Source organism: bacterium SCSIO 12844 (assembly GCA_024397935.1).
Lineage (GTDB): Bacteria > Pseudomonadota > Gammaproteobacteria > Francisellales > Francisellaceae > M0027.
The window spans coordinates 867,792-884,110 of sequence record CP073743.1; the positions used below are offsets into that span (position 1 = coordinate 867,792).

61 protein-coding genes and 4 pseudogenes are annotated in these 16,319 nt (G+C 42.8%); 2 read left to right on the forward strand and 63 right to left on the reverse strand.

The genetic code is table 11. The annotated features are described in order from the left end of the window. The first annotated feature begins 5 nt into the window (after positions 1-5). On the forward strand, positions 6-236 hold the full coding sequence (locus KFE69_04090; GenBank protein ID UTW43325.1) for a hypothetical protein: 231 nt from the start codon (positions 6-8) through the stop codon (positions 234-236). 55 nt (positions 237-291) lie between these two features. Here KFE69_04090 and KFE69_04095 read toward each other — a convergent pair whose 3' ends face one another. The 52 genes and pseudogenes from KFE69_04095 to KFE69_04350 all read right to left on the reverse strand — a co-directional run bounded on the left by KFE69_04095 (position 292) and on the right by KFE69_04350 (position 13,723). Further along, complete coding sequence (locus KFE69_04095) at positions 292-717, reverse strand: VCBS domain-containing protein (protein ID UTW43326.1); 426 nt, start codon at positions 715-717, stop codon at positions 292-294. Next, positions 710-1,285 carry a VCBS domain-containing protein gene (locus tag KFE69_04100; protein UTW43967.1) on the reverse strand — a complete coding sequence of 192 codons (576 nt, stop codon included), beginning with the start codon at positions 1,283-1,285 and terminating at the stop codon, positions 710-712. The genes KFE69_04095 and KFE69_04100 overlap by 8 nt, the downstream gene beginning before the upstream one ends. A 20-nt stretch (positions 1,286-1,305) precedes the next feature. After that, positions 1,306-2,358: a VCBS domain-containing protein gene (locus KFE69_04105; protein UTW43966.1), complete on the reverse strand. Its 1,053-nt coding sequence runs from the start codon at positions 2,356-2,358 to the stop codon at positions 1,306-1,308. Further along, a complete protein-coding gene (locus KFE69_04110; protein UTW43327.1) occupies positions 2,349-2,573 on the reverse strand; it encodes a VCBS domain-containing protein in 225 nt (74 codons plus the stop codon). Before KFE69_04110 ends, KFE69_04105 begins: the two co-directional genes overlap by 10 nt. Further along, positions 2,564-2,653 (reverse strand): annotated as a pseudogene (locus KFE69_04115) (VCBS domain-containing protein). The gene KFE69_04110 and the pseudogene KFE69_04115 overlap by 10 nt, the downstream one beginning before the upstream one ends. A 32-nt stretch (positions 2,654-2,685) precedes the next feature. Beyond that, positions 2,686-2,820 (reverse strand): hypothetical protein, encoded by a 135-nt coding sequence (locus KFE69_04120; protein UTW43968.1) that lies wholly within the window; start codon positions 2,818-2,820, stop codon positions 2,686-2,688. Positions 2,821-2,860: 40 nt separating this feature from the next. Next, a complete protein-coding gene (locus KFE69_04125) occupies positions 2,861-3,043 on the reverse strand; it encodes a VCBS domain-containing protein (protein UTW43328.1) in 183 nt (60 codons plus the stop codon). Positions 3,044-3,144: 101 nt separating this feature from the next. Beyond that, positions 3,145-3,504, reverse strand: coding sequence for a VCBS domain-containing protein (locus tag KFE69_04130; GenBank protein UTW43969.1), 360 nt, complete (start codon positions 3,502-3,504; stop codon positions 3,145-3,147). Between the two features lie 94 nt (positions 3,505-3,598). Beyond that, complete coding sequence (locus KFE69_04135) at positions 3,599-3,922, reverse strand: VCBS domain-containing protein (GenBank protein ID UTW43970.1); 324 nt, start codon at positions 3,920-3,922, stop codon at positions 3,599-3,601. Then, complete coding sequence (locus KFE69_04140) at positions 3,904-4,104, reverse strand: VCBS domain-containing protein (protein ID UTW43329.1); 201 nt, start codon at positions 4,102-4,104, stop codon at positions 3,904-3,906. The genes KFE69_04135 and KFE69_04140 overlap by 19 nt, the downstream gene beginning before the upstream one ends. Continuing rightward, a complete protein-coding gene (locus KFE69_04145) occupies positions 4,031-4,264 on the reverse strand; it encodes a VCBS domain-containing protein (protein ID UTW43330.1) in 234 nt (77 codons plus the stop codon). The genes KFE69_04140 and KFE69_04145 overlap by 74 nt, the downstream gene beginning before the upstream one ends. Next, the gene (locus tag KFE69_04150; protein UTW43331.1) at positions 4,239-4,439 is read right to left on the reverse strand and encodes a VCBS domain-containing protein; all 201 of its coding nucleotides are present in this window, start codon (positions 4,437-4,439) and stop codon (positions 4,239-4,241) included. The genes KFE69_04145 and KFE69_04150 overlap by 26 nt, the downstream gene beginning before the upstream one ends. After that, complete coding sequence (locus KFE69_04155) at positions 4,396-4,683, reverse strand: VCBS domain-containing protein (GenBank protein ID UTW43971.1); 288 nt, start codon at positions 4,681-4,683, stop codon at positions 4,396-4,398. The genes KFE69_04150 and KFE69_04155 overlap by 44 nt, the downstream gene beginning before the upstream one ends. Before the next feature lie 160 nt (positions 4,684-4,843). Beyond that, the gene (locus tag KFE69_04160) at positions 4,844-5,254 is read right to left on the reverse strand and encodes a VCBS domain-containing protein (GenBank protein UTW43332.1); all 411 of its coding nucleotides are present in this window, start codon (positions 5,252-5,254) and stop codon (positions 4,844-4,846) included. 297 nt (positions 5,255-5,551) lie between these two features. Next, entirely contained in the window at positions 5,552-5,755 is a 204-nt protein-coding gene (locus KFE69_04165; GenBank protein ID UTW43972.1) for a VCBS domain-containing protein, read from the reverse strand. Continuing rightward, positions 5,746-6,240 carry a VCBS domain-containing protein gene (locus KFE69_04170; GenBank protein UTW43333.1) on the reverse strand — a complete coding sequence of 165 codons (495 nt, stop codon included), beginning with the start codon at positions 6,238-6,240 and terminating at the stop codon, positions 5,746-5,748. The genes KFE69_04165 and KFE69_04170 overlap by 10 nt, the downstream gene beginning before the upstream one ends. Continuing rightward, positions 6,218-6,403, reverse strand: a complete 186-nt coding sequence (locus tag KFE69_04175) for a VCBS domain-containing protein (protein UTW43334.1) — start codon at positions 6,401-6,403, stop codon at positions 6,218-6,220. Before KFE69_04175 ends, KFE69_04170 begins: the two co-directional genes overlap by 23 nt. Further along, a complete protein-coding gene (locus KFE69_04180; GenBank protein UTW43973.1) occupies positions 6,363-6,821 on the reverse strand; it encodes a VCBS domain-containing protein in 459 nt (152 codons plus the stop codon). Before KFE69_04180 ends, KFE69_04175 begins: the two co-directional genes overlap by 41 nt. Beyond that, on the reverse strand, positions 6,803-6,892 hold the full coding sequence (locus KFE69_04185) for a VCBS domain-containing protein (GenBank protein ID UTW43974.1): 90 nt from the start codon (positions 6,890-6,892) through the stop codon (positions 6,803-6,805). The genes KFE69_04180 and KFE69_04185 overlap by 19 nt, the downstream gene beginning before the upstream one ends. A gap of 64 nt (positions 6,893-6,956) precedes the next feature. Beyond that, positions 6,957-7,106 (reverse strand): VCBS domain-containing protein, encoded by a 150-nt coding sequence (locus tag KFE69_04190; protein ID UTW43335.1) that lies wholly within the window; start codon positions 7,104-7,106, stop codon positions 6,957-6,959. Continuing rightward, positions 7,087-7,326 (reverse strand): VCBS domain-containing protein, encoded by a 240-nt coding sequence (locus KFE69_04195; GenBank protein UTW43336.1) that lies wholly within the window; start codon positions 7,324-7,326, stop codon positions 7,087-7,089. Before KFE69_04195 ends, KFE69_04190 begins: the two co-directional genes overlap by 20 nt. Next, positions 7,235-7,468, reverse strand: a complete 234-nt coding sequence (locus KFE69_04200; GenBank protein ID UTW43337.1) for a VCBS domain-containing protein — start codon at positions 7,466-7,468, stop codon at positions 7,235-7,237. Before KFE69_04200 ends, KFE69_04195 begins: the two co-directional genes overlap by 92 nt. Continuing rightward, positions 7,446-7,694: a VCBS domain-containing protein gene (locus tag KFE69_04205; protein UTW43975.1), complete on the reverse strand. Its 249-nt coding sequence runs from the start codon at positions 7,692-7,694 to the stop codon at positions 7,446-7,448. Before KFE69_04205 ends, KFE69_04200 begins: the two co-directional genes overlap by 23 nt. A 150-nt stretch (positions 7,695-7,844) precedes the next feature. After that, positions 7,845-8,087: a VCBS domain-containing protein gene (locus KFE69_04210; GenBank protein UTW43977.1), complete on the reverse strand. Its 243-nt coding sequence runs from the start codon at positions 8,085-8,087 to the stop codon at positions 7,845-7,847. A gap of 1 nt (position 8,088) precedes the next feature. Beyond that, positions 8,089-8,463: a VCBS domain-containing protein gene (locus KFE69_04215; GenBank protein ID UTW43976.1), complete on the reverse strand. Its 375-nt coding sequence runs from the start codon at positions 8,461-8,463 to the stop codon at positions 8,089-8,091. A 20-nt stretch (positions 8,464-8,483) separates the two neighbouring features. Then, positions 8,484-8,609: a VCBS domain-containing protein gene (locus KFE69_04220; GenBank protein ID UTW43978.1), complete on the reverse strand. Its 126-nt coding sequence runs from the start codon at positions 8,607-8,609 to the stop codon at positions 8,484-8,486. Next, the gene (locus KFE69_04225; GenBank protein ID UTW43338.1) at positions 8,600-8,899 is read right to left on the reverse strand and encodes a VCBS domain-containing protein; all 300 of its coding nucleotides are present in this window, start codon (positions 8,897-8,899) and stop codon (positions 8,600-8,602) included. The genes KFE69_04220 and KFE69_04225 overlap by 10 nt, the downstream gene beginning before the upstream one ends. Before the next feature lie 41 nt (positions 8,900-8,940). Then, complete coding sequence (locus KFE69_04230) at positions 8,941-9,153, reverse strand: VCBS domain-containing protein (GenBank protein ID UTW43339.1); 213 nt, start codon at positions 9,151-9,153, stop codon at positions 8,941-8,943. Beyond that, positions 9,113-9,289 (reverse strand): VCBS domain-containing protein, encoded by a 177-nt coding sequence (locus KFE69_04235; protein ID UTW43979.1) that lies wholly within the window; start codon positions 9,287-9,289, stop codon positions 9,113-9,115. The genes KFE69_04230 and KFE69_04235 overlap by 41 nt, the downstream gene beginning before the upstream one ends. Then, positions 9,286-9,459 (reverse strand): VCBS domain-containing protein, encoded by a 174-nt coding sequence (locus KFE69_04240; GenBank protein ID UTW43340.1) that lies wholly within the window; start codon positions 9,457-9,459, stop codon positions 9,286-9,288. Before KFE69_04240 ends, KFE69_04235 begins: the two co-directional genes overlap by 4 nt. Beyond that, a complete protein-coding gene (locus tag KFE69_04245; protein UTW43341.1) occupies positions 9,419-9,730 on the reverse strand; it encodes a VCBS domain-containing protein in 312 nt (103 codons plus the stop codon). The genes KFE69_04240 and KFE69_04245 overlap by 41 nt, the downstream gene beginning before the upstream one ends. Continuing rightward, complete coding sequence (locus tag KFE69_04250) at positions 9,727-9,873, reverse strand: VCBS domain-containing protein (protein ID UTW43980.1); 147 nt, start codon at positions 9,871-9,873, stop codon at positions 9,727-9,729. Before KFE69_04250 ends, KFE69_04245 begins: the two co-directional genes overlap by 4 nt. Then, a pseudogene (locus KFE69_04255) lies at positions 9,855-10,346 on the reverse strand (VCBS domain-containing protein). The gene KFE69_04250 and the pseudogene KFE69_04255 overlap by 19 nt, the downstream one beginning before the upstream one ends. Continuing rightward, complete coding sequence (locus KFE69_04260) at positions 10,343-10,486, reverse strand: VCBS domain-containing protein (protein UTW43981.1); 144 nt, start codon at positions 10,484-10,486, stop codon at positions 10,343-10,345. The pseudogene KFE69_04255 and the gene KFE69_04260 overlap by 4 nt, the downstream one beginning before the upstream one ends. A 22-nt stretch (positions 10,487-10,508) precedes the next feature. Next, positions 10,509-10,817 carry a VCBS domain-containing protein gene (locus KFE69_04265; protein ID UTW43982.1) on the reverse strand — a complete coding sequence of 103 codons (309 nt, stop codon included), beginning with the start codon at positions 10,815-10,817 and terminating at the stop codon, positions 10,509-10,511. Next, on the reverse strand, positions 10,801-10,905 hold the full coding sequence (locus KFE69_04270) for a hypothetical protein (GenBank protein UTW43983.1): 105 nt from the start codon (positions 10,903-10,905) through the stop codon (positions 10,801-10,803). The genes KFE69_04265 and KFE69_04270 overlap by 17 nt, the downstream gene beginning before the upstream one ends. 44 nt (positions 10,906-10,949) lie before the next feature. Then, positions 10,950-11,096 (reverse strand): VCBS domain-containing protein, encoded by a 147-nt coding sequence (locus KFE69_04275; protein ID UTW43986.1) that lies wholly within the window; start codon positions 11,094-11,096, stop codon positions 10,950-10,952. Then, complete coding sequence (locus KFE69_04280) at positions 11,078-11,260, reverse strand: VCBS domain-containing protein (protein ID UTW43342.1); 183 nt, start codon at positions 11,258-11,260, stop codon at positions 11,078-11,080. The genes KFE69_04275 and KFE69_04280 overlap by 19 nt, the downstream gene beginning before the upstream one ends. Then, positions 11,257-11,403 carry a VCBS domain-containing protein gene (locus KFE69_04285; GenBank protein UTW43987.1) on the reverse strand — a complete coding sequence of 49 codons (147 nt, stop codon included), beginning with the start codon at positions 11,401-11,403 and terminating at the stop codon, positions 11,257-11,259. Before KFE69_04285 ends, KFE69_04280 begins: the two co-directional genes overlap by 4 nt. Next, on the reverse strand, positions 11,381-11,518 hold the full coding sequence (locus KFE69_04290; protein UTW43988.1) for a hypothetical protein: 138 nt from the start codon (positions 11,516-11,518) through the stop codon (positions 11,381-11,383). The genes KFE69_04285 and KFE69_04290 overlap by 23 nt, the downstream gene beginning before the upstream one ends. Before the next feature lie 40 nt (positions 11,519-11,558). Beyond that, positions 11,559-11,753: a VCBS domain-containing protein gene (locus KFE69_04295; GenBank protein UTW43989.1), complete on the reverse strand. Its 195-nt coding sequence runs from the start codon at positions 11,751-11,753 to the stop codon at positions 11,559-11,561. Further along, complete coding sequence (locus KFE69_04300) at positions 11,690-11,908, reverse strand: VCBS domain-containing protein (GenBank protein UTW43343.1); 219 nt, start codon at positions 11,906-11,908, stop codon at positions 11,690-11,692. The genes KFE69_04295 and KFE69_04300 overlap by 64 nt, the downstream gene beginning before the upstream one ends. After that, positions 11,886-12,089 (reverse strand): VCBS domain-containing protein, encoded by a 204-nt coding sequence (locus KFE69_04305; protein ID UTW43984.1) that lies wholly within the window; start codon positions 12,087-12,089, stop codon positions 11,886-11,888. The genes KFE69_04300 and KFE69_04305 overlap by 23 nt, the downstream gene beginning before the upstream one ends. After that, positions 12,065-12,244, reverse strand: a complete 180-nt coding sequence (locus KFE69_04310) for a VCBS domain-containing protein (GenBank protein ID UTW43985.1) — start codon at positions 12,242-12,244, stop codon at positions 12,065-12,067. The genes KFE69_04305 and KFE69_04310 overlap by 25 nt, the downstream gene beginning before the upstream one ends. Before the next feature lie 88 nt (positions 12,245-12,332). Continuing rightward, positions 12,333-12,503, reverse strand: a pseudogene (locus KFE69_04315) (VCBS domain-containing protein). Continuing rightward, positions 12,485-12,658: a VCBS domain-containing protein gene (locus KFE69_04320; GenBank protein ID UTW43991.1), complete on the reverse strand. Its 174-nt coding sequence runs from the start codon at positions 12,656-12,658 to the stop codon at positions 12,485-12,487. The pseudogene KFE69_04315 and the gene KFE69_04320 overlap by 19 nt, the downstream one beginning before the upstream one ends. Next, the gene (locus KFE69_04325) at positions 12,639-12,977 is read right to left on the reverse strand and encodes a VCBS domain-containing protein (GenBank protein ID UTW43990.1); all 339 of its coding nucleotides are present in this window, start codon (positions 12,975-12,977) and stop codon (positions 12,639-12,641) included. The genes KFE69_04320 and KFE69_04325 overlap by 20 nt, the downstream gene beginning before the upstream one ends. Then, positions 12,914-13,159: a VCBS domain-containing protein gene (locus KFE69_04330; GenBank protein UTW43992.1), complete on the reverse strand. Its 246-nt coding sequence runs from the start codon at positions 13,157-13,159 to the stop codon at positions 12,914-12,916. The genes KFE69_04325 and KFE69_04330 overlap by 64 nt, the downstream gene beginning before the upstream one ends. Next, entirely contained in the window at positions 13,093-13,269 is a 177-nt protein-coding gene (locus tag KFE69_04335) for a VCBS domain-containing protein (protein ID UTW43344.1), read from the reverse strand. Before KFE69_04335 ends, KFE69_04330 begins: the two co-directional genes overlap by 67 nt. Then, a complete protein-coding gene (locus KFE69_04340) occupies positions 13,217-13,432 on the reverse strand; it encodes a VCBS domain-containing protein (GenBank protein UTW43345.1) in 216 nt (71 codons plus the stop codon). The genes KFE69_04335 and KFE69_04340 overlap by 53 nt, the downstream gene beginning before the upstream one ends. Further along, positions 13,395-13,586 (reverse strand): VCBS domain-containing protein, encoded by a 192-nt coding sequence (locus KFE69_04345; GenBank protein UTW43993.1) that lies wholly within the window; start codon positions 13,584-13,586, stop codon positions 13,395-13,397. Before KFE69_04345 ends, KFE69_04340 begins: the two co-directional genes overlap by 38 nt. Next, entirely contained in the window at positions 13,523-13,723 is a 201-nt protein-coding gene (locus tag KFE69_04350) for a VCBS domain-containing protein (GenBank protein ID UTW43346.1), read from the reverse strand. The genes KFE69_04345 and KFE69_04350 overlap by 64 nt, the downstream gene beginning before the upstream one ends. A gap of 193 nt (positions 13,724-13,916) precedes the next feature. On the opposite strand from KFE69_04350, the gene KFE69_04355 reads away from it, so the two are divergent. Then, entirely contained in the window at positions 13,917-14,099 is a 183-nt protein-coding gene (locus tag KFE69_04355; GenBank protein UTW43347.1) for a hypothetical protein, read from the forward strand. A 33-nt stretch (positions 14,100-14,132) separates the two neighbouring features. Here KFE69_04355 and KFE69_04360 read toward each other — a convergent pair whose 3' ends face one another. From KFE69_04360 to KFE69_04410, 11 genes and pseudogenes are all read right to left on the reverse strand, one after another. Beyond that, complete coding sequence (locus KFE69_04360; GenBank protein ID UTW43994.1) at positions 14,133-14,378, reverse strand: VCBS domain-containing protein; 246 nt, start codon at positions 14,376-14,378, stop codon at positions 14,133-14,135. Further along, positions 14,312-14,503, reverse strand: a complete 192-nt coding sequence (locus KFE69_04365; GenBank protein UTW43348.1) for a VCBS domain-containing protein — start codon at positions 14,501-14,503, stop codon at positions 14,312-14,314. The genes KFE69_04360 and KFE69_04365 overlap by 67 nt, the downstream gene beginning before the upstream one ends. Further along, positions 14,436-14,576 (reverse strand): VCBS domain-containing protein, encoded by a 141-nt coding sequence (locus tag KFE69_04370; GenBank protein UTW43995.1) that lies wholly within the window; start codon positions 14,574-14,576, stop codon positions 14,436-14,438. The genes KFE69_04365 and KFE69_04370 overlap by 68 nt, the downstream gene beginning before the upstream one ends. Before the next feature lie 20 nt (positions 14,577-14,596). Then, the gene (locus KFE69_04375; GenBank protein ID UTW43996.1) at positions 14,597-14,722 is read right to left on the reverse strand and encodes a VCBS domain-containing protein; all 126 of its coding nucleotides are present in this window, start codon (positions 14,720-14,722) and stop codon (positions 14,597-14,599) included. Positions 14,723-14,726: 4 nt separating this feature from the next. Beyond that, a complete protein-coding gene (locus tag KFE69_04380) occupies positions 14,727-14,879 on the reverse strand; it encodes a VCBS domain-containing protein (GenBank protein ID UTW43997.1) in 153 nt (50 codons plus the stop codon). Between the two features lie 20 nt (positions 14,880-14,899). Then, positions 14,900-14,989 carry a VCBS domain-containing protein gene (locus KFE69_04385; GenBank protein ID UTW43998.1) on the reverse strand — a complete coding sequence of 30 codons (90 nt, stop codon included), beginning with the start codon at positions 14,987-14,989 and terminating at the stop codon, positions 14,900-14,902. Beyond that, on the reverse strand, positions 14,964-15,263 hold the full coding sequence (locus tag KFE69_04390; GenBank protein ID UTW43349.1) for a VCBS domain-containing protein: 300 nt from the start codon (positions 15,261-15,263) through the stop codon (positions 14,964-14,966). The genes KFE69_04385 and KFE69_04390 overlap by 26 nt, the downstream gene beginning before the upstream one ends. A 39-nt stretch (positions 15,264-15,302) precedes the next feature. After that, positions 15,303-15,398: pseudogene (locus tag KFE69_04395) on the reverse strand (VCBS domain-containing protein). Then, positions 15,395-15,568: a VCBS domain-containing protein gene (locus tag KFE69_04400; protein ID UTW43350.1), complete on the reverse strand. Its 174-nt coding sequence runs from the start codon at positions 15,566-15,568 to the stop codon at positions 15,395-15,397. The pseudogene KFE69_04395 and the gene KFE69_04400 overlap by 4 nt, the downstream one beginning before the upstream one ends. Then, the gene (locus KFE69_04405) at positions 15,531-15,941 is read right to left on the reverse strand and encodes a VCBS domain-containing protein (GenBank protein ID UTW43999.1); all 411 of its coding nucleotides are present in this window, start codon (positions 15,939-15,941) and stop codon (positions 15,531-15,533) included. Before KFE69_04405 ends, KFE69_04400 begins: the two co-directional genes overlap by 38 nt. Before the next feature lie 24 nt (positions 15,942-15,965). Continuing rightward, positions 15,966-16,316 carry a VCBS domain-containing protein gene (locus tag KFE69_04410; protein ID UTW44000.1) on the reverse strand — a complete coding sequence of 117 codons (351 nt, stop codon included), beginning with the start codon at positions 16,314-16,316 and terminating at the stop codon, positions 15,966-15,968. Positions 16,317-16,319: the final 3 nt, after the last annotated feature.

Genomic DNA, 16,319 nt, shown 5'->3' on the forward strand with positions numbered 1-16,319 from the left:
CAGAGATGGTTTCAGCATTAAAGACAGCTTCACCTGTATCGGTATCAGAAATGGTTAAGCTACCAGAAGTGGTTAAAGTAGCTGCTGCATCTTCGGTTACGCTACCGGTTGTATCACCACCAATGGTGGGATCATCATTAGTACCTGTAATGGTAATGGTAATATCTTGGGTTGTACCATCATCTGAAGTTACAGTAATTGTATCAGTAAGGGTCTCGCCGTCACCTAAAGCTTGAATGGCAGATTGAGAGTTATCGGCAGAATAGCTCCAGTCACCATCCGCTTCGATAGTTAAGTCACCATAAGTACCAGAGATGGTTTCAGCATTAAAGACGGCTTCACCTGTATCGTATCAGAAATCGTTAATGTACCAGAAGTGGTTAAAGTAGCTGCTGCATCTTCAGTCACAGAGCCTGACGTATCGCCACCAATGGTAGGGTCATCATTAGTACCTGTAATGGTAATGGTAATATCTTGGGTTGTACCATCATCTGAAGTTACCGTAATCGTATCAGTAAGGGTATCACCGTCACCTAAAGCCTGAATCGCAGATTGACTATTATCAGCAGAATAGCTCCAGTCACCATCCGCTTCAATGGTTAAGTCACCATAAGTACCAGAGATGGTTTCAGCATTAAAGACAGCTTCACCTGTATCGGTATCAGAAATCGTTAATGTACCAGAAGTGGTTAAAGTAGCTGCTGCATCTTCAGTCACGCCACCAGTTGTGTCGCCACCAATGTAGGATCATCATTAGTACCTGTAATGGTAATGGTAATATCTTGGTTGTACCATCATCTGAAGTTACAGTAATTGTATCAGTAAGGGTATCACCGTCACCTAAAGCCTGAATGGCAGATTGAGAGTTATCAGCCGAATAAGACCAGTCACCATCCGCTTCGATGGTTAAGTCACCGTAGGTGCCAGAGATGGTTTCAGCATTAAAGACGGCTTCACCTGTATCGGTATCAGAAATCGTTAATGTACCAGAAGTGGTTAAAGTAGCTGCTGCATCTTCAGTTACAGAGCCTGACGTATCACCACCAATGGTAGGATCATCATTAGTACCTGTAATGGTAATGGTAATATCTTGGGTTGTACCATCATCTGAAGTTACCGTAATTGTATCAGTAAGGGTGTCGCCAGCGCCTAAGGCTTGTATTGCAGATTGGCTATTATCGGCAGAATAGCTCCAGTCACCATCCGCTTCGATGGTTAAGTCACCATAAGTGCCAGAGATGGTTTCAGCATTAAAGACGGCTTCACCTGTATCGGTATCAGAAATCGTTAATGTACCAGAAGTGGTTAAAGTAGCTGCTGCATCTTCGTTACGCCACCAGTTGTGTCGCCACCAATGGTAGGATCATCATTAGTACCTGTAATGGTAATGGTAATATCTTGGGTTGTACCATCATCTGAAGTTACAGTAATCGTATCAGTAAGGGTATCACCGTCACCTAAAGCCTGAATCGCAGATTGAGAGTTATCAGCAGAATAGCTCCAGTCACCATCCGCTTCGATGGTTAAGTCACCATAAGTGCCAGAGATGGTTTCAGCATTAAAGAGGGCTTCACCTGTATCGGTATCAGAAATCGTTAATGTACCAGAAGTGGTTAAAGTAGCTGCTGCATCTTCGGTTACGCCACCAGTTGTGTCGCCACCAATGGTAGGATCATCATTAGTACCTGTAATGGTAATGGTAATATCTTGGGTTGTACCATCATCTGAAGTTACAGTAATTGTATCAGTAAGGGTATCGCCGTCACCTAAAGCCTGAATGGCAGATTGAGAGTTATCAGCCGAATAAGACCAGTCACCATCCGCTTCGATGGTTAAGTCACCATAAGTGCCAGAGATGGTTTCAGCATTAAAGACGGCTTCACCTGTATCGGTATCAGAAATCGTTAATGTACCAGAAGTGGTTAAAGTAGCCGCTGCATCTTCAGTCACAGAGCCTGAGGTATCGCCACCAATGGTAGGGTCATCATTAGTACCTGTAATGGTAATGGTAATATCTTGGGTTGTACCATCATCTGAAGTTACAGTAATTGTATCAGTAAGGGTGTCACCGTCACCTAAAGCCTGAATGGCAGATTGAGAGTTATCAGCAGAATAGCTCCAGTCACCATCCGCTTCGATGGTTAAGTCACCATAAGTACCAGAGATGGTTTCAGCATTAAAGACAGCTTCACCTGTATCGGTATCAGAAATCGTTAATGTACCAGAAGTGGTTAAAGTAGCTGCTGCATCTTCGGTTACGCCACCAGTTGTGTCGCCACCAATGGTAGGATCATCATTAGTACCTGTAATGGTAATGGTAATATCTTGGGTTGTACCATCATCTGAAGTTACAGTAATTGTATCAGTAAGGGTTCGCCGTCACCTAAAGCCTGAATCGCAGATTGAGAGTTATCAGCCGAATAAGACCAGTCACCATCCGCTTCGATGGTTAAGTCACCATAAGTACCAGAGATGGTTTCAGCATTAAAGACGGCTTCACCTGTATCGGTATCAGAAATCGTTAATGTACCAGAAGTGGTTAAAGTAGCCGCTGCATCTTCAGTTACAGCCACCGTATCACACCAATGGTAGGGTCATCATTAGTACCTGTAATGGTAATGGTAATATCTTGGGTTGTACCATCATCTGAAGTACCGTAATTGTATCAGTAAGGGTATCCGTCACCTAAAGCCTGAATGGCAGATTGAGAGTTATCAGCAGAATAAGACCAGTCACCATCCGCTTCGATGTTAAGTCACCATAAGTACCAGAGATGGTTTCAGCATTAAAGACAGCTTCACCTGTATCGGTATCAGAAATCGTTAATGTACCAGAAGTGGTTAAAGTAGCTGCTGCATCTTCAGTTACAGACCTGACGTATCACCACCAATGGTAGGATCATCATTAGTACCTGTAATGGTAATGGTAATATCTTGGTTGTACCATCATCTGAAGTTACAGTAATTGTATCAGTAAGGGTATCGCCGTCACCTAAAGCTGAATGCAGATTGAGAGTTATCAGCAGAATAAGACCAGTCACCATCCGCTTCGATGGTTAAGTCACCATAAGTACCAGAGATGGTTTCAGCATTAAAGACGCTTCACCTGTATCGGTATCAGAAATCGTTAATGTACCAGAAGTGGTTAAAGTAGCTGCTGCATCTTCGTTACGCCACCAGTTGTGTCGCCACCAATGGTAGGATCATCATTAGTACCTGTAATGGTAATGGTAATATCTTGGGTTGTACCATCATCTGAAGTTACAGTAATTGTATCAGTAAGGGTATCGCCGTCACCTAAAGCTTGAATGGCAGATTGAGAGTTATCAGCAGAATAGCTCCAGTCACCATCCGCTTCGATGGTTAAGTCACCATAAGTACCAGAGATGGTTTCAGCATTAAAGACAGCTTCACCTGTATCGGTATCAGAAATCGTTAATGTACCAGAAGTGGTTAAAGTAGCCGCTGCATCTTCAGTTACGCCACCAGTTGTGTCGCCACCAATGGTAGGTCATCATTAGTACCTGTAATGGTAATGGTAATATCTTGGTGTACCATCATCTGAAGTTACAGTAATTGTATCAGTAAGGGTATCGCCGTCACCTAAAGCTGAATGCAGATTGAGAGTTATCAGCAGAATAGCCAGTCACCATCCGCTTCGATGTTAAGTCACCATAAGTACCAGAGATGGTTTCAGCATTAAAGACAGCTTCACCTGTATCGGTATCAGAAATCGTTAATGTACCAGAAGTGGTTAAAGTAGCCGCTGCATCTTCAGTCACAGAGCCTGTATCGCCACCAATGGTAGGGTCATCATTAGTACCTGTAATGGTAATGGTAATATCTTGGGTTGTACCATCATCTGAAGTTACAGTAATTGTATCAGTAAGGGTATCACCGTCACCTAAAGCCTGAATGCAGATTGAGAGTTATCAGCAGAATAGCTCCAGTCACCATCCGCTTCGATGGTTAAGTCACCATAAGTACCAGAGATGGTTTCAGCATTAAAGACAGCTTCACCTGTATCGGTATCAGAAATCGTTAATGTACCAGAAGTGGTTAAAGTAGCTGCTGCATCTTCGGTTACGCCCAGTTGTATCACCACCAATGGTAGGATCATCATTAGTACCTGTAATGGTAATGGTAATATCTTGGGTTGTACCATCATCTGAAGTTACAGTAATTGTATCAGTAAGGGTATCACCGTCACCTAAAGCCTGAATGGCAGATTGAGAGTTATCAGCCAGAATAAGACCAGTCACCATCCGCTTCGATGGTTAAGTCACCATAAGTACCAGAGATGGTTTCAGCATTAAAGACAGCTTCACCTGTATCGGTATCAGAAATCGTTAATGTACCAGAAGTGGTTAAAGTAGCCGCTGCATCTTCAGTAGGATCACGTACCTGTAATGTAATCGCCACCAATGGTAGGGGTATCATCATTAGTACCTGTAATGGTAATGGTAATATCTTGGGTTGTACCATCATCTGAAGTTACCAATGTAATTGTATCAGTAAGGGTATCGCCGCCTGAATCACCTAAAGCTTCGATGAATGCAGATTGAGACAGCTTATCAGCAGAATAAAGTAGCCAGTCACCATCCGCTTCGATGGTTAAGTCACCATAAGTACCAGAGATGGTTTCAGCATTAAAGACAGCTTCACCTGTATCGGTATCAGAAATCGTTAATGTACCAGAAGTGGTTAAAGTAGCCGCTGCATCTTCAGTTACGGTAGGTCATCACCTGTAATGGTTGTATCGCCACCAATGGTAGGGGTCATCATTAGTACCTGTAATGGTAATGGTAATATCTTGGTATCAGAAATTGTACCATCATCTGAAGTTACCAATGTAATTGTATCAGTAAGGTATCAGTATCGCCGTCACCTAAAGCCTGAATGGCAGATTGAGAGTTATCAGCAGAATAAGACCAGTCACCATCCGCTTCGATGGTTAAGTCACCATAAGTACCAGAGATGGTTTCAGCATTAAAGACAGCTTCACCTGTATCGGTATCAGAAATCGTTAATGTACCAGAAGTGGTTAAAGTAGCTGCTGCATCTTCGGTTACGCCACCAGTTGTGTCGCCACCAATGGTAGGATCATCATTAGTACCTGTAATGGTAATGGTAATATCTTGGGTTGTACCATCATCTGAAGTTACAGTAATTGTATCAGTAAGGGTATCGCCGTCACCGTCACCTAAAGCTGAATGCAGATTGAGAGTTATCAGCAGAATAAGACCAGTCACCATCCGCTTCGATGGTTAAGTCACCATAAGTATCCGCCGTCAGAGATGGTTTCAGCATTAAAGACAGCTTCAGCCTGTATCGGTATCAGAAATCGTTAATGTACCAGAAGTGGTTAAAGTAGCCGCTGCATCTTCAGTTACATTAGAGCCTGAAGTTACAGTATCAGTAAGGGTATCCACCAATGGTAGGTTATCAGCAGAATCATCATTAGTACCTGTAATGGTAATGGTAATATCTTGGGTTGTACCATCATCTGAAGTACATCATTAGTAATTGTATCAGTAAGGGTATCCCGTCACCTAAAGCTGAATGGCAGATGAATTATCAGCAGATTGAGAGTTATCAGCAGAATAGCTCCAGTCACCATCCGCTTCGATGGTTAAGTCACCATAAGTACCAGAGATGGTTTCAGCATTAAAGACAGCTTCACCTGTATCGGTATCAGAAATCGTTAATGTACCAGAAGTGGTTAAAGTAGCTGCTGCATCTTCAGTTACGACCAGTTACCGTAATTGTCGCCACCAATGGTAGGATCATCATTAGTACCTGTAATGGTAATGGTAATATCTTGGGTTGTACCATCATCTGAAGTTACCGTAATTGTATCAGTAAGGGTATCGCCGTCACCTAAAGCCTGAATGGCAGATTGAGAGTTATCAGCAGAATAAGACCAGTCACCATCCGCTTCGATGGTTAAGTCACCATAAGTACCAGAGATGGTTTCAGCATTAAAGACAGCTTCACCTGTATCGGTATCAGAAATCGTTAATGTACCAGAAGTGGTTAAAGTAGCTGCTGCATCTTCAGTTACGCCACCAGTTGTATCGCCACCAATGGTAGGATCATCATTAGTACCTGTAATGGTAATGGTAATATCTTGGGTTGTACCATCATCTGAAGTTACAGTAATTGTATCAGTAAGGGTATCGCCGTCACCTAAAGCCTGAATCGCAGATTGAGAGTTATCAGCAGAATAGCCAGTCACCATCCGCTTCGATGGTTAAGTCACCATAAGTACCAGAGATGGTTTCAGCATTAAAGACGGCTTCACCTGTATCGGTATCAGAAATCGTTAATGTACCAGAAGTGGTTAAAGTAGCCGCTGCATCTTCAGTACAGACCTGAGGTATCGCCACCAATGGTAGGATCATCATTAGTACCTGTAATGGTAATGGTAATATCTTGGGTTGTACCATCATCTGAAGTTACCGTAATTGTATCAGTAAGGGTATCGCCGTCACCTAAAGCTTGAATGGCAGATTGAGAGTTATCAGCAGAATAGCTCCAGTCACCATCCGCTTCGATGGTTAAGTCACCATAAGTACCAGAGATGGTTTCAGCATTAAAGACAGCTTCACCTGTATCGGTATCAGAAATCGTTAATGTACCAGAAGTGGTTAAAGTAGCTGCTGCATCTTCGGTTACGCCACCAGTTGTGTCGCCACCAATGGTAGGATCATCATTAGTACCTGTAATGGTAATGGTAATATCTTGGGTTGTACCATCATCTGAAGTTACAGTAATTGTATCAGTAAGGGTATCACCGTCACCTAAAGCTGAATGGCAGATTGAGAGTTATCAGCAGAATAAGACCAGTCACCATCCGCTTCGATGGTTAAGTCACCATAAGTACCAGAGATGGTTTCAGCATTAAAGACGCTTCACCTGTATCGGTATCAGAAATCGTTAATGTACCAGAAGTGGTTAAAGTAGCGCTGCATCTTCAGTTACGCCACCAGTTGTGTCGCCACCAATGGTAGGATCATCATTAGTACCTGTAATGGTAATGGTAATATCTTGGGTTGTACCATCATCTGAAGTTACAGTAATTGTATCAGTAAGGGTATCCGTCACCTAAAGCCTGAATGGCAGATTGAGAGTTATCAGCAGAATAAGACCAGTCACCATCCGCTTCGATGGTTAAGTCACCATAAGTACCAGAGATGGTTTCAGCATTAAAGACAGCTTCACCTGTATCGGTATCAGAAATCGTTAATGTACCAGAAGTGGTTAAAGTAGCTGCTGCATCTTCGGTTACGCACCAGTTGTGTATCGCCACCAATGGTAGGATCATCATTAGTACCTGTAATGGTAATGGTAATATCTTGGGTTGTACCATCATCTGAAGTTACAGTAATTGTATCAGTAAGGGTATCACCGTCACCTAAAGCCTGAATCGCAGATTGAGAGTTATCAGCAGAATAGCCAGTCACCATCCGCTTCGATGGTTAAGTCACCATAAGTACCAGAGATGGTTTCAGCATTAAAGACAGCTTCACCTGTATCGGTATCAGAAATCGTTAATGTACCAGAAGTGGTTAAAGTAGCCGCTGCATCTTCAGTCACCACCAGTTGTGTCGCCACCAATGGTAGGTCATCATTAGTACCTGTAATGGTAATGGTAATATCTTGGGTTGTACCATCATCTGAAGTTACAGTAATTGTATCAGTAAGGTGTCGCCGTCACCTAAAGCTGAATGCAGATTGAGAGTTATCAGCAGAATAGCTCAGTCACCATCCGCTTCGATGGTTAAGTCACCATAAGTACCAGAGATGGTTTCAGCATTAAAGACGGCTTCACCTGTATCGGTATCAGAAATCGTTAATGTACCAGAAGTGGTTAAAGTAGCTGCTGCATCTTCGGTTACAGAGCCTGGTATCGCCACCAATGGTAGGGTCATCATTAGTACCTGTAATGGTAATGGTAATATCTTGGGTTGTACCATCATCTGAAGTTACAGTAATTGTATCAGTAAGGGTATCACCGTCACCTAAAGCCTGAATCGCAGATTGAGAGTTATCAGCAGAATAGCTCCAGTCACCATCCGCTTCGATGTTAAGTCACCATAAGTACCAGAGATGGTTTCAGCATTAAAGACGCTTCACCTGTATCGGTATCAGAAATCGTTAATGTACCAGAAGTGGTTAAAGTAGCTGCTGCATCTTCAGTTACCCCAGTTGTATCACCACCAATGGTAGGATCATCATTAGTACCTGTAATGGTAATGGTAATATCTTGGGTTGTACCATCATCTGAAGTTACAGTAATTGTATCAGTAAGGGTATCACCGTCACCTAAAGCCTGAATCGCAGATTGAGAGTTATCAGCAGAATAGCTCCAGTCACCATCCGCTTCGATGGTTAAGTCACCATAAGTACCAGAGATGGTTTCAGCATTAAAGACAGCTTCACCTGTATCGGTATCAGAAATCGTTAATGTACCAGAAGTGGTTAAAGTAGCTGCTGCATCTTCGTTACGCCACCAGTTGTGTCGCCACCAATGGTAGGATCATCATTAGTACCTGTAATGGTAATGGTAATATCTTGGGTTGTACCATCATCTGAAGTTACAGTAATTGTATCAGTAAGGGTTCGCCGTCACCTAAAGCTTGAATGGCAGATTGAGAGTTATCAGCAGAATAGCTCCAGTCACCATCCGCTTCGATGGTTAAGTCACCATAAGTACCAGAGATGGTTTCAGCATTAAAGACAGCTTCACCTGTATCGGTATCAGAAATCGTTAATGTACCAGAAGTGGTTAAAGTAGCTGCTGCATCTTCAGTTACGCCACCTTGTGTCGCCACCAATGGTAGGATCATCATTAGTACCTGTAATGGTAATGGTAATATCTTGGGTTGTACCATCATCTGAAGTACAGTAATTGTATCAGTAAGGGTATCGCCGTCACCTAAAGCCTGAATGCAGATTGAGAGTTATCAGCAGAATAAGACCAGTCACCATCCGCTTCGATGGTTAAGTCACCATAAGTACCAGAGATGGTTTCAGCATTAAACGCTTCACCTGTATCGGTATCAGAAATCGTTAATGTACCAGAAGTGGTTAAAGTAGCCGCTGCATCTTCAGTTACAGAGCCAGGTATCGCCACCAATGGTAGGATCATCATTAGTACCTGTAATGGTAATGGTAATATCTTGGGTTGTACCATCATCTGAAGTTACAGTAATTGTATCAGTAAGGGTATCACCGTCACCTAAAGCCTGAATCGCAGATTGAGAGTTATCAGCAGAATAGCTCAGTCACCATCCGCTTCGATGGTTAAGTCACCATAAGTACCAGAGATGGTTTCAGCATTAAAGACAGCTTCACCTGTATCGGTATCAGAAATCGTTAATGTACCAGAAGTGGTTAAAGTAGCTGCTGCATCTTCAGTTACGACCAGTTGTATCACCACCAATGGTAGGATCATCATTAGTACCTGTAATGGTAATGGTAATATCTTGGGTTGTACCATCATCTGAAGTTACAGTAATTGTATCAGTAAGGGTATCGCCGTCACCTAAAGCTTGAATGGCAGATTGAGAGTTATCAGGAATAGCTCCAGTCACCATCCGCTTCGATGTTAAGTCACCATAAGTACCAGAGATGGTTTCAGCATTAAAGACGGCTTCACCTGTATCGGTATCAGAAATCGTTAATGTACCAGAAGTGGTTAAAGTAGCTGCTGCATCTTCAGTCACGAGCCAGTTGTATCGCCACCAATGGTAGGGTCATCATTAGTACCTGTAATGGTAATGGTAATATCTTGGGTTGTACCATCATCTGAAGTTACCGTAATTGTATCAGTAAGGGTATCACCGTCACCTAAAGCCTGAATGCAGATTGAGAGTTATCAGCAGAATAGCTCCAGTCACCATCCGCTTCGATGGTTAAGTCACCATAAGTACCAGAGATGGTTTCAGCATTAAAGACAGCTTCACCTGTATCGGTATCAGAAATCGTTAATGTACCAGAAGTGGTTAAAGTAGCTGCTGCATCTTCAGTCACGCCACCAGTTGTGTCGCCACCAATGGTAGGATCATCATTAGTACCTGTAATGGTAATGGTAATATCTTGGGTTGTACCATCATCTGAAGTTACAGTAATTGTATCAGTAAGGGTATCACCGTCACCTAAAGCCTGAATGGCAGATTGAGAGTTATCAGCAGAATAAGACCAGTCACCATCCGCTTCGATGGTTAAGTCACCATAAGTACCAGAGATGGTTTCAGCATTAAAGACGGCTTCACCTGTATCGGTATCAGAAATCGTTAATGTACCAGAAGTGGTTAAAGTAGCTGCTGCATCTTCAGTTACGAGCCTGTGTCGCCACCAATGGTAGGATCATCATTAGTACCTGTAATGGTAATGGTAATATCTTGGGTTGTACCATCATCTGAAGTTACCGTAATTGTATCAGTAAGGGTATCGCCGTCCCTAAAGCTTGAATGGCAGATTGAGAGTTATCAGCAGAATAGCTCAGTCACCATCCGCTTCGATGGTTAAGTCACCATAAGTACCAGAGATGGTTTCAGCATTAAAGACAGCTTCACCTGTATCGGTATCAGAAATCGTTAATGTACCAGAAGTGGTTAAAGTAGCTGCTGCATCTTCGTTACGCACAGTTGTGTCGCCACCAATGGTAGGATCATCATTAGTACCTGTAATGGTAATGGTAATATCTTGGGTTGTACCATCATCTGAAGTTACCGTAATTGTATCAGTAAGGGTATCACCGTCACCTAAAGCCTGAATGGCAGATTGAGAGTTATCAGCAGAATAGACCAGTCACCATCCGCTTCGATGTTAAGTCACCATAAGTACCAGAGATGGTTTCAGCATTAAAGACGGCTTCACCTGTATCGGTATCAGAAATCGTTAATGTACCAGAAGTGGTTAAAGTAGCTGCTGCATCTTCAGTTACAGAGCCTGAGTATCGCCACCAATGGTAGGATCATCATTAGTACCTGTAATGGTAATGGTAATATCTTGGGTTGTACCATCATCTGAAGTTACAGTAATTGTATCAGTAAGGGTATCGCCGTCACCTAAAGCCTGAATGCAGATTGAGAGTTATCAGCAGAATAAGACCAGTCACCATCCGCTTCGATGGTTAAGTCACCATAAGTACCAGAGATGGTTTCAGCATTAAAGACAGCTTCACCTGTATCGGTATCAGAAATCGTTAATGTACCAGAAGTGGTTAAAGTAGCCGCTGCATCTTCAGTCACGAGCCTGACGTATCGCCACCAATGGTAGGGTCATCATTAGTACCTGTAATGGTAATGGTAATATCTTGGGTTGTACCATCATCTGAAGTTACAGTAATTGTATCAGTAAGGGTATCACCGTCACCTAAAGCCTGAATGCAGATTGAGAGTTATCAGCAGAATAGCTCCAGTCACCATCCGCTTCGATGTTAAGTCACCATAAGTACCAGAGATGGTTTCAGCATTAAAGACAGCTTCACCTGTATCGGTATCAGAAATCGTTAATGTACCAGAAGTGGTTAAAGTAGCCGCTGCATCTTCAGTTACGCCACCAGTTGTGTCGCCACAATGGTAGGATCATCATTAGTACCTGTAATGGTAATGGTAATATCTTGGTTGTACCATCATCTGAAGTTACAGTAATTGTATCAGTAAGGGTATCGCCGTCACCTAAAGCCTGAATGGCAGATTGAGAGTTATCAGCAGAATAAGACCAGTCACCATCCGCTTCGATGTTAAGTCACCATAAGTACCAGAGATGGTTTCAGCATTAAAGACGGCTTCACCTGTATCGGTATCAGAAATCGTTAATGTACCAGAAGTGGTTAAAGTAGCCGCTGCATCTTCAGTTACAGAGCCAGTTGTATCACCACCAAATGGTAGGATCATCATTAGTACCTGTAATGGTAATGGTAATATCTTGGGTTGTACCATCATCTGAAGTTACAGTAATTGTATCAGTAAGGGTATCGCCGTCACCTAAAGCCTGAATCGCAGATTGAGAGTTATCAGCAGAATAAGACCAGTCACCATCCGCTTCGATGGTTAAGTCACCATAAGTACCAGAGATGGTTTCAGCATTAAAGACGCTTCACCTGTATCGGTATCAGAAATCGTTAATGTACCAGAAGTGGTTAAAGTAGCCGCTGCATCTTCAGTCACAGAGCCTGAGGTATCACCACCAATGGTAGGATCATCATTAGTACCTGTAATGGTAATGGTAATATCTTGGTTGTACCATCATCTGAAGTTACCGTAATTGTATCAGTAAGGGTCGCCGTCACCTAAAGCTTGAATCGCAGATTGAGAGTTATCAGCAGAATAAGCTCCAGTCACCATCCGCTTCGATAGTTAAGTCACCATAAGTACCAGAGATGGTTTCAGCATTAAAGACGGCTTCACCTGTATCGGTATCAGAAATCGTTAATGTACCAGAAGTGGTTAAAGTAGCTGCTGCATCTTCGGTTACGCCACCAGTTGTGTCGCCACAATGGTAGGATCATCATTAGTACCTGTAATGGTAATGGTAATATCTTGGGTTGTACCATCATCTGAAGTTACCGTAATTGTATCAGTAAGGGTATCGCCGTCACCTAAAGCTTGAATGGCAGATTGAGAGTTATCGCAGAATAGCTCCAGTCACCATCCGCTTCGATGTTAAGTCACCATAAGTACCAGAGATGGTTTCAGCATTAAAGACAGCTTCACCTGTATCGGTATCAGAAATCGTTAATGTACCAGAAGTGGTTAAAGTAGCCGCTGCATCTTCGGTTACCGTTGTATCACCACCAATGGTAGGATCATCATTAGTACCTGTAATGGTAATGGTAATATCTTGGGTTGTACCATCATCTGAAGTTACAGTAATTGTATCAGTAAGGGTATCACCGTCACCTAAAGCTTGAATGGCAGATTGAGAGTTATCAGCCGAATAAGACCAGTCACCATCCGCTTCGATGTTAAGTCACCATAAGTACCAGAGATGGTTTCAGCATTAAAGACAGCTTCACCTGTATCGGTATCAGAAATCGTTAATGTACCAGAAGTGGTTAAAGTAGCCGCTGCATCTTCAGTTACGAGCCTGACGTATCCACCAATGGTAGGGTCATCATCATTAGTACCTGTAATGGTAATGGTAATATCTTGGTTGTACCATCATCTGAAGTTACCGTAATTGTATCAGTAAGGGTATCGCCGTCACCTAAAGCCTGAATGCAGATTGAGATTATCAGCAGAATAGCTCCAGTCACCATCCGCTTCGATGGTTAAGTCACCATAAGTACCAGAGATGGTTTCAGCATTAAAGACAGCTTCACCTGTATCGGTATCAGAAATCGTTAATGTACCAGAAGTGGTTAAAGTAGCTGCTGCATCTTCAGTTACACCACGTATCACCACCAATGGTAGGATCATCATTAGTACCTGTAATGGTAATGGTAATATCTTGGGTTGTACCATCATCTGAAGTTACCGTAATTGTATCAGTAAGGGTATCACCGTCACCTAAAGCCTGAATGGCAGATTGAGAGTTATCAGCAGAATAGCTCCAGTCACCATCCGCTTCGATGTTAAGTCACCATAAGTACCAGAGATGGTTTCAGCATTAAAGACAGCTTCACCTGTATCGGTATCAGAAATCGTTAATGTACCAGAAGTGGTTAAAGTAGCCGCTGCATCTTCAGTCAGAGCCAGTTGTATCGCCACCAATGGTAGGTCATCATTAGTACCTGTAATGGTAATGGTAATATCTTGGGTTGTACCATCATCTGAAGTAACCGTAATTGTATCAGTAAGGGTATCGCCGTCACCTAAAGCCTGAATCGCAGATTGAGAGTTATCAGCAGAATAAGACCAGTCACCATCCGCTTCGATGGTTAAGTCACCATAAGTACCAGAGATGGTTTCAGCATTAAAGACGGCTTCACCTGTATCGGTATCAGAAATCGTTAATGTACCAGAAGTGGTTAAAGTAGCTGCATCTTCAGTTACAGAGCCTGAGGTATCGCCACCAATGGTAGGATCATCATTAGTACCTGTAATGGTAATGGTAATATCTTGGTTGTACCATCATCTGAAGTAACCGTAATTGTATCAGTAAGGGTATCGCCGTCACCTAAAGCTTGAATCGCAGATTGAGAGTTATACAGCGAATAAGACCAGTCACCATCCGCTTCGATGTTAAGTCACCATAAGTACCAGAGATGGTTTCAGCATTAAAGACGGCTTCACCTGTATCGGTATCAGAAATCGTTAATGTACCAGAAGTGGTTAAAGTAGCTGCTGCATCTTCGGTTACGCCACCAGTTGTGTCGCCACCAATGGTAGGATCATCATTAGTACCTGTAATGGTAATGGTAATATCTTGGTTGTACCATCATCTGAAGTTACAGTAATTGTATCAGTAAGGGTATCACCGTCACCTAAAGCCTGGAATGGCAGATTGAGAGTTATCAGCAGAATAGCTCCAGTCACCATCCGCTTCAATGGTTAAGTCACCATAAGTACCAGAGATGGTTTCAGCATTAAAGACAGCTTCACCTGTATCGGTATCAGAAATCGTTAATGTACCAGAAGTGGTTAAAGTAGCTGCTGCATCTTCGTTACGCCACCAGTTGTGTCGCCACCAATGGTAGGATCATCATTAGTACCTGTAATGGTAATGGTAATATCTTGGGTTGTACCATCATCTGAAGTTACCGTAATTGTATCAGTAAGGTATCGCCGCGCCTAAAGCCTGATGCAGATTGAGATTATCGGCAGAATAGCTCCAGTCACCATCCGCTTCGATGGTTAAGTCACCATAAGTGCCAGAGATGGTTTCAGCATTAAAGACAGCTTCACCTGTATCGGTATCAGAAATCGTTAATGTACCAGAAGTGGTTAAAGTAGCTGCTGCATCTTCGTCACGCTACCGGTTGTATCACCACCAATGGTAGGATCATCATTAGTACCTGTAATGGTAATGGTAATATCTTGGTTGTACCATCATCTGAAGTAACGTAATTGTATCGGTAAGGGTATCGCCGTCACCTAAAGCTTGAATCGCAGATTGACTATTATCAGCAGAATAAGACCAGTCACCATCCGCTTCGATAGTTAAGTCACCATAGGTACCAGAGATGGTTTCAGCATTAAAGACGGCTTCACCTGTATCGGTATCAGAAATCGTTAATGTACCAGAAGTGGTTAAAGTAGCCGCTGCATCTTCAGTCACAGAGCCTGAGGTATCGCACCAATGGGTCATCATTAGTACCTGTAATGGTAATGGTAATATCTTGGGTTGTACATCATCTGAAGTTACAGTAATCGTATCAGTAAGGGTGTCACCGTCACCTAAAGCCTGAATCGCAGATTGAGAGTTATCAGCAGAATAGCTCAGTCACCATCCGCTTCGATGGTTAAGTCACCATAAGTACCAGAGATGGTTTCAGCATTAAAGACAGCTTCACCTGTATCGGTATCAGAAATCGTTAATGTACCAGAAGTGGTTAAAGTAGCCGCTGCATCTTCGTTACGCCACCAGTTGTGTCGCCACAATGGTAGGGTCATCATTAGTACCTGTAATGGTAATGGTAATATCTTGGGTTGTACCATCATCTGAAGTTACAGTAATTGTATCAGTAAGGGTATCACCGTCACCTAAAGCCTGAATGGCAGATTGAGAGTTATCAGCAGAATAGCTCCAGTCACCATCCGCTTCGATGGTTAAGTCACCATAAGTACCAGAGATGGTTTCAGCATTAAAGACAGCTTCACCTGTATCGGTATCAGAAATCGTTAATGTACCAGAAGTGGTTAAAGTAGCTGCTGCATCTTCGGTTACGCCACCAGTTGTGTCGCCACCAATGGTAGGATCATCATTAGTACCTGTAATGGTAATGGTAATATCTTGGGTTGTACCATCATCTGAAGTTACCGTAATTGTATCAGTAAGGTATCGCCGCGCCTAAGCTTGATTGCAGATTGAGCTATTATCAGCAGAATAGCTCCAGTCACCATCCGCTTCGATGGTTAAGTCACCATAAGTGCCAGAGATGGTTTCAGCATTAAAGACAGCTTCACCTGTATCGGTATCAGAAATCGTTAATGTACCAGAAGTGGTTAAAGTAGCTGCTGCATCTTCGGTTACGCTACCGTTGTCACCACCAATGGTAGGATCATCATTAGTACCTGTAATGGTAATGGTAATATCTTGGGTTGTACCATCATCTGAAGTTACAGTAATTGTATCAGTAAGGGTATCGCCGTCACCTAAAGCTTGAATCGCAGATTGAGATTTATCAGCAGAATAGACCAGTCA

Bases quoted from the DNA above. Each gene is read 5' to 3' on its own strand.
- KFE69_04090 (UTW43325.1), top strand. From the start codon at position 6: ATGGTTTCAGCATTAAAGACAGCTTCACCTGTATCGGTATCAGAAATG.
- KFE69_04125 (UTW43328.1), bottom strand. From the start codon at position 3,043: ATGGTGACTGGTCTTATTCTGCTGATAACTCTCAATCTGCATTCAGCT.
- KFE69_04145 (UTW43330.1), bottom strand. From the start codon at position 4,264: ATGGTGACTGGTCTTATTCTGGCTGATAACTCTCAATCTGCCATTCAG.
- KFE69_04150 (UTW43331.1), bottom strand. From the start codon at position 4,439: ATGATACCCCTACCATTGGTGGCGATTACATTACAGGTACGTGATCCT.
- KFE69_04160 (UTW43332.1), bottom strand. From the start codon at position 5,254: ATGGTGACTGGTCTTATTCTGCTGATAACTCTCAATCTGCATTCAGCT.
- KFE69_04170 (UTW43333.1), bottom strand. From the start codon at position 6,240: ATGGTGACTGGCTATTCTGCTGATAACTCTCAATCTGCGATTCAGGCT.
- KFE69_04175 (UTW43334.1), bottom strand. From the start codon at position 6,403: ATGATCCTACCATTGGTGGCGATACCTCAGGTCTGTACTGAAGATGCA.
- KFE69_04195 (UTW43336.1), bottom strand. From the start codon at position 7,326: ATGATCCTACCATTGGTGGCGATACACAACTGGTGCGTAACCGAAGAT.
- KFE69_04200 (UTW43337.1), bottom strand. From the start codon at position 7,468: ATGGTGACTGGCTATTCTGCTGATAACTCTCAATCTGCGATTCAGGCT.
- KFE69_04225 (UTW43338.1), bottom strand. From the start codon at position 8,899: ATGATGGTACAACCCAAGATATTACCATTACCATTACAGGTACTAATG.
- KFE69_04230 (UTW43339.1), bottom strand. From the start codon at position 9,153: ATGATCCTACCATTGGTGGCGATACCTGGCTCTGTAACTGAAGATGCA.
- KFE69_04240 (UTW43340.1), bottom strand. From the start codon at position 9,459: ATGATCCTACCATTGGTGGTGATACAACTGGTCGTAACTGAAGATGCA.
- KFE69_04300 (UTW43343.1), bottom strand. From the start codon at position 11,908: ATGATCCTACCATTTGGTGGTGATACAACTGGCTCTGTAACTGAAGAT.
- KFE69_04340 (UTW43345.1), bottom strand. From the start codon at position 13,432: ATGATCCTACCATTGGTGGTGATACGTGGTGTAACTGAAGATGCAGCA.
- KFE69_04355 (UTW43347.1), top strand. From the start codon at position 13,917: ATGGTTTCAGCATTAAAGACGGCTTCACCTGTATCGGTATCAGAAATC.
- KFE69_04390 (UTW43349.1), bottom strand. From the start codon at position 15,263: ATGACCCATTGGTGCGATACCTCAGGCTCTGTGACTGAAGATGCAGCG.
- KFE69_04400 (UTW43350.1), bottom strand. From the start codon at position 15,568: ATGACCCTACCATTGTGGCGACACAACTGGTGGCGTAACGAAGATGCA.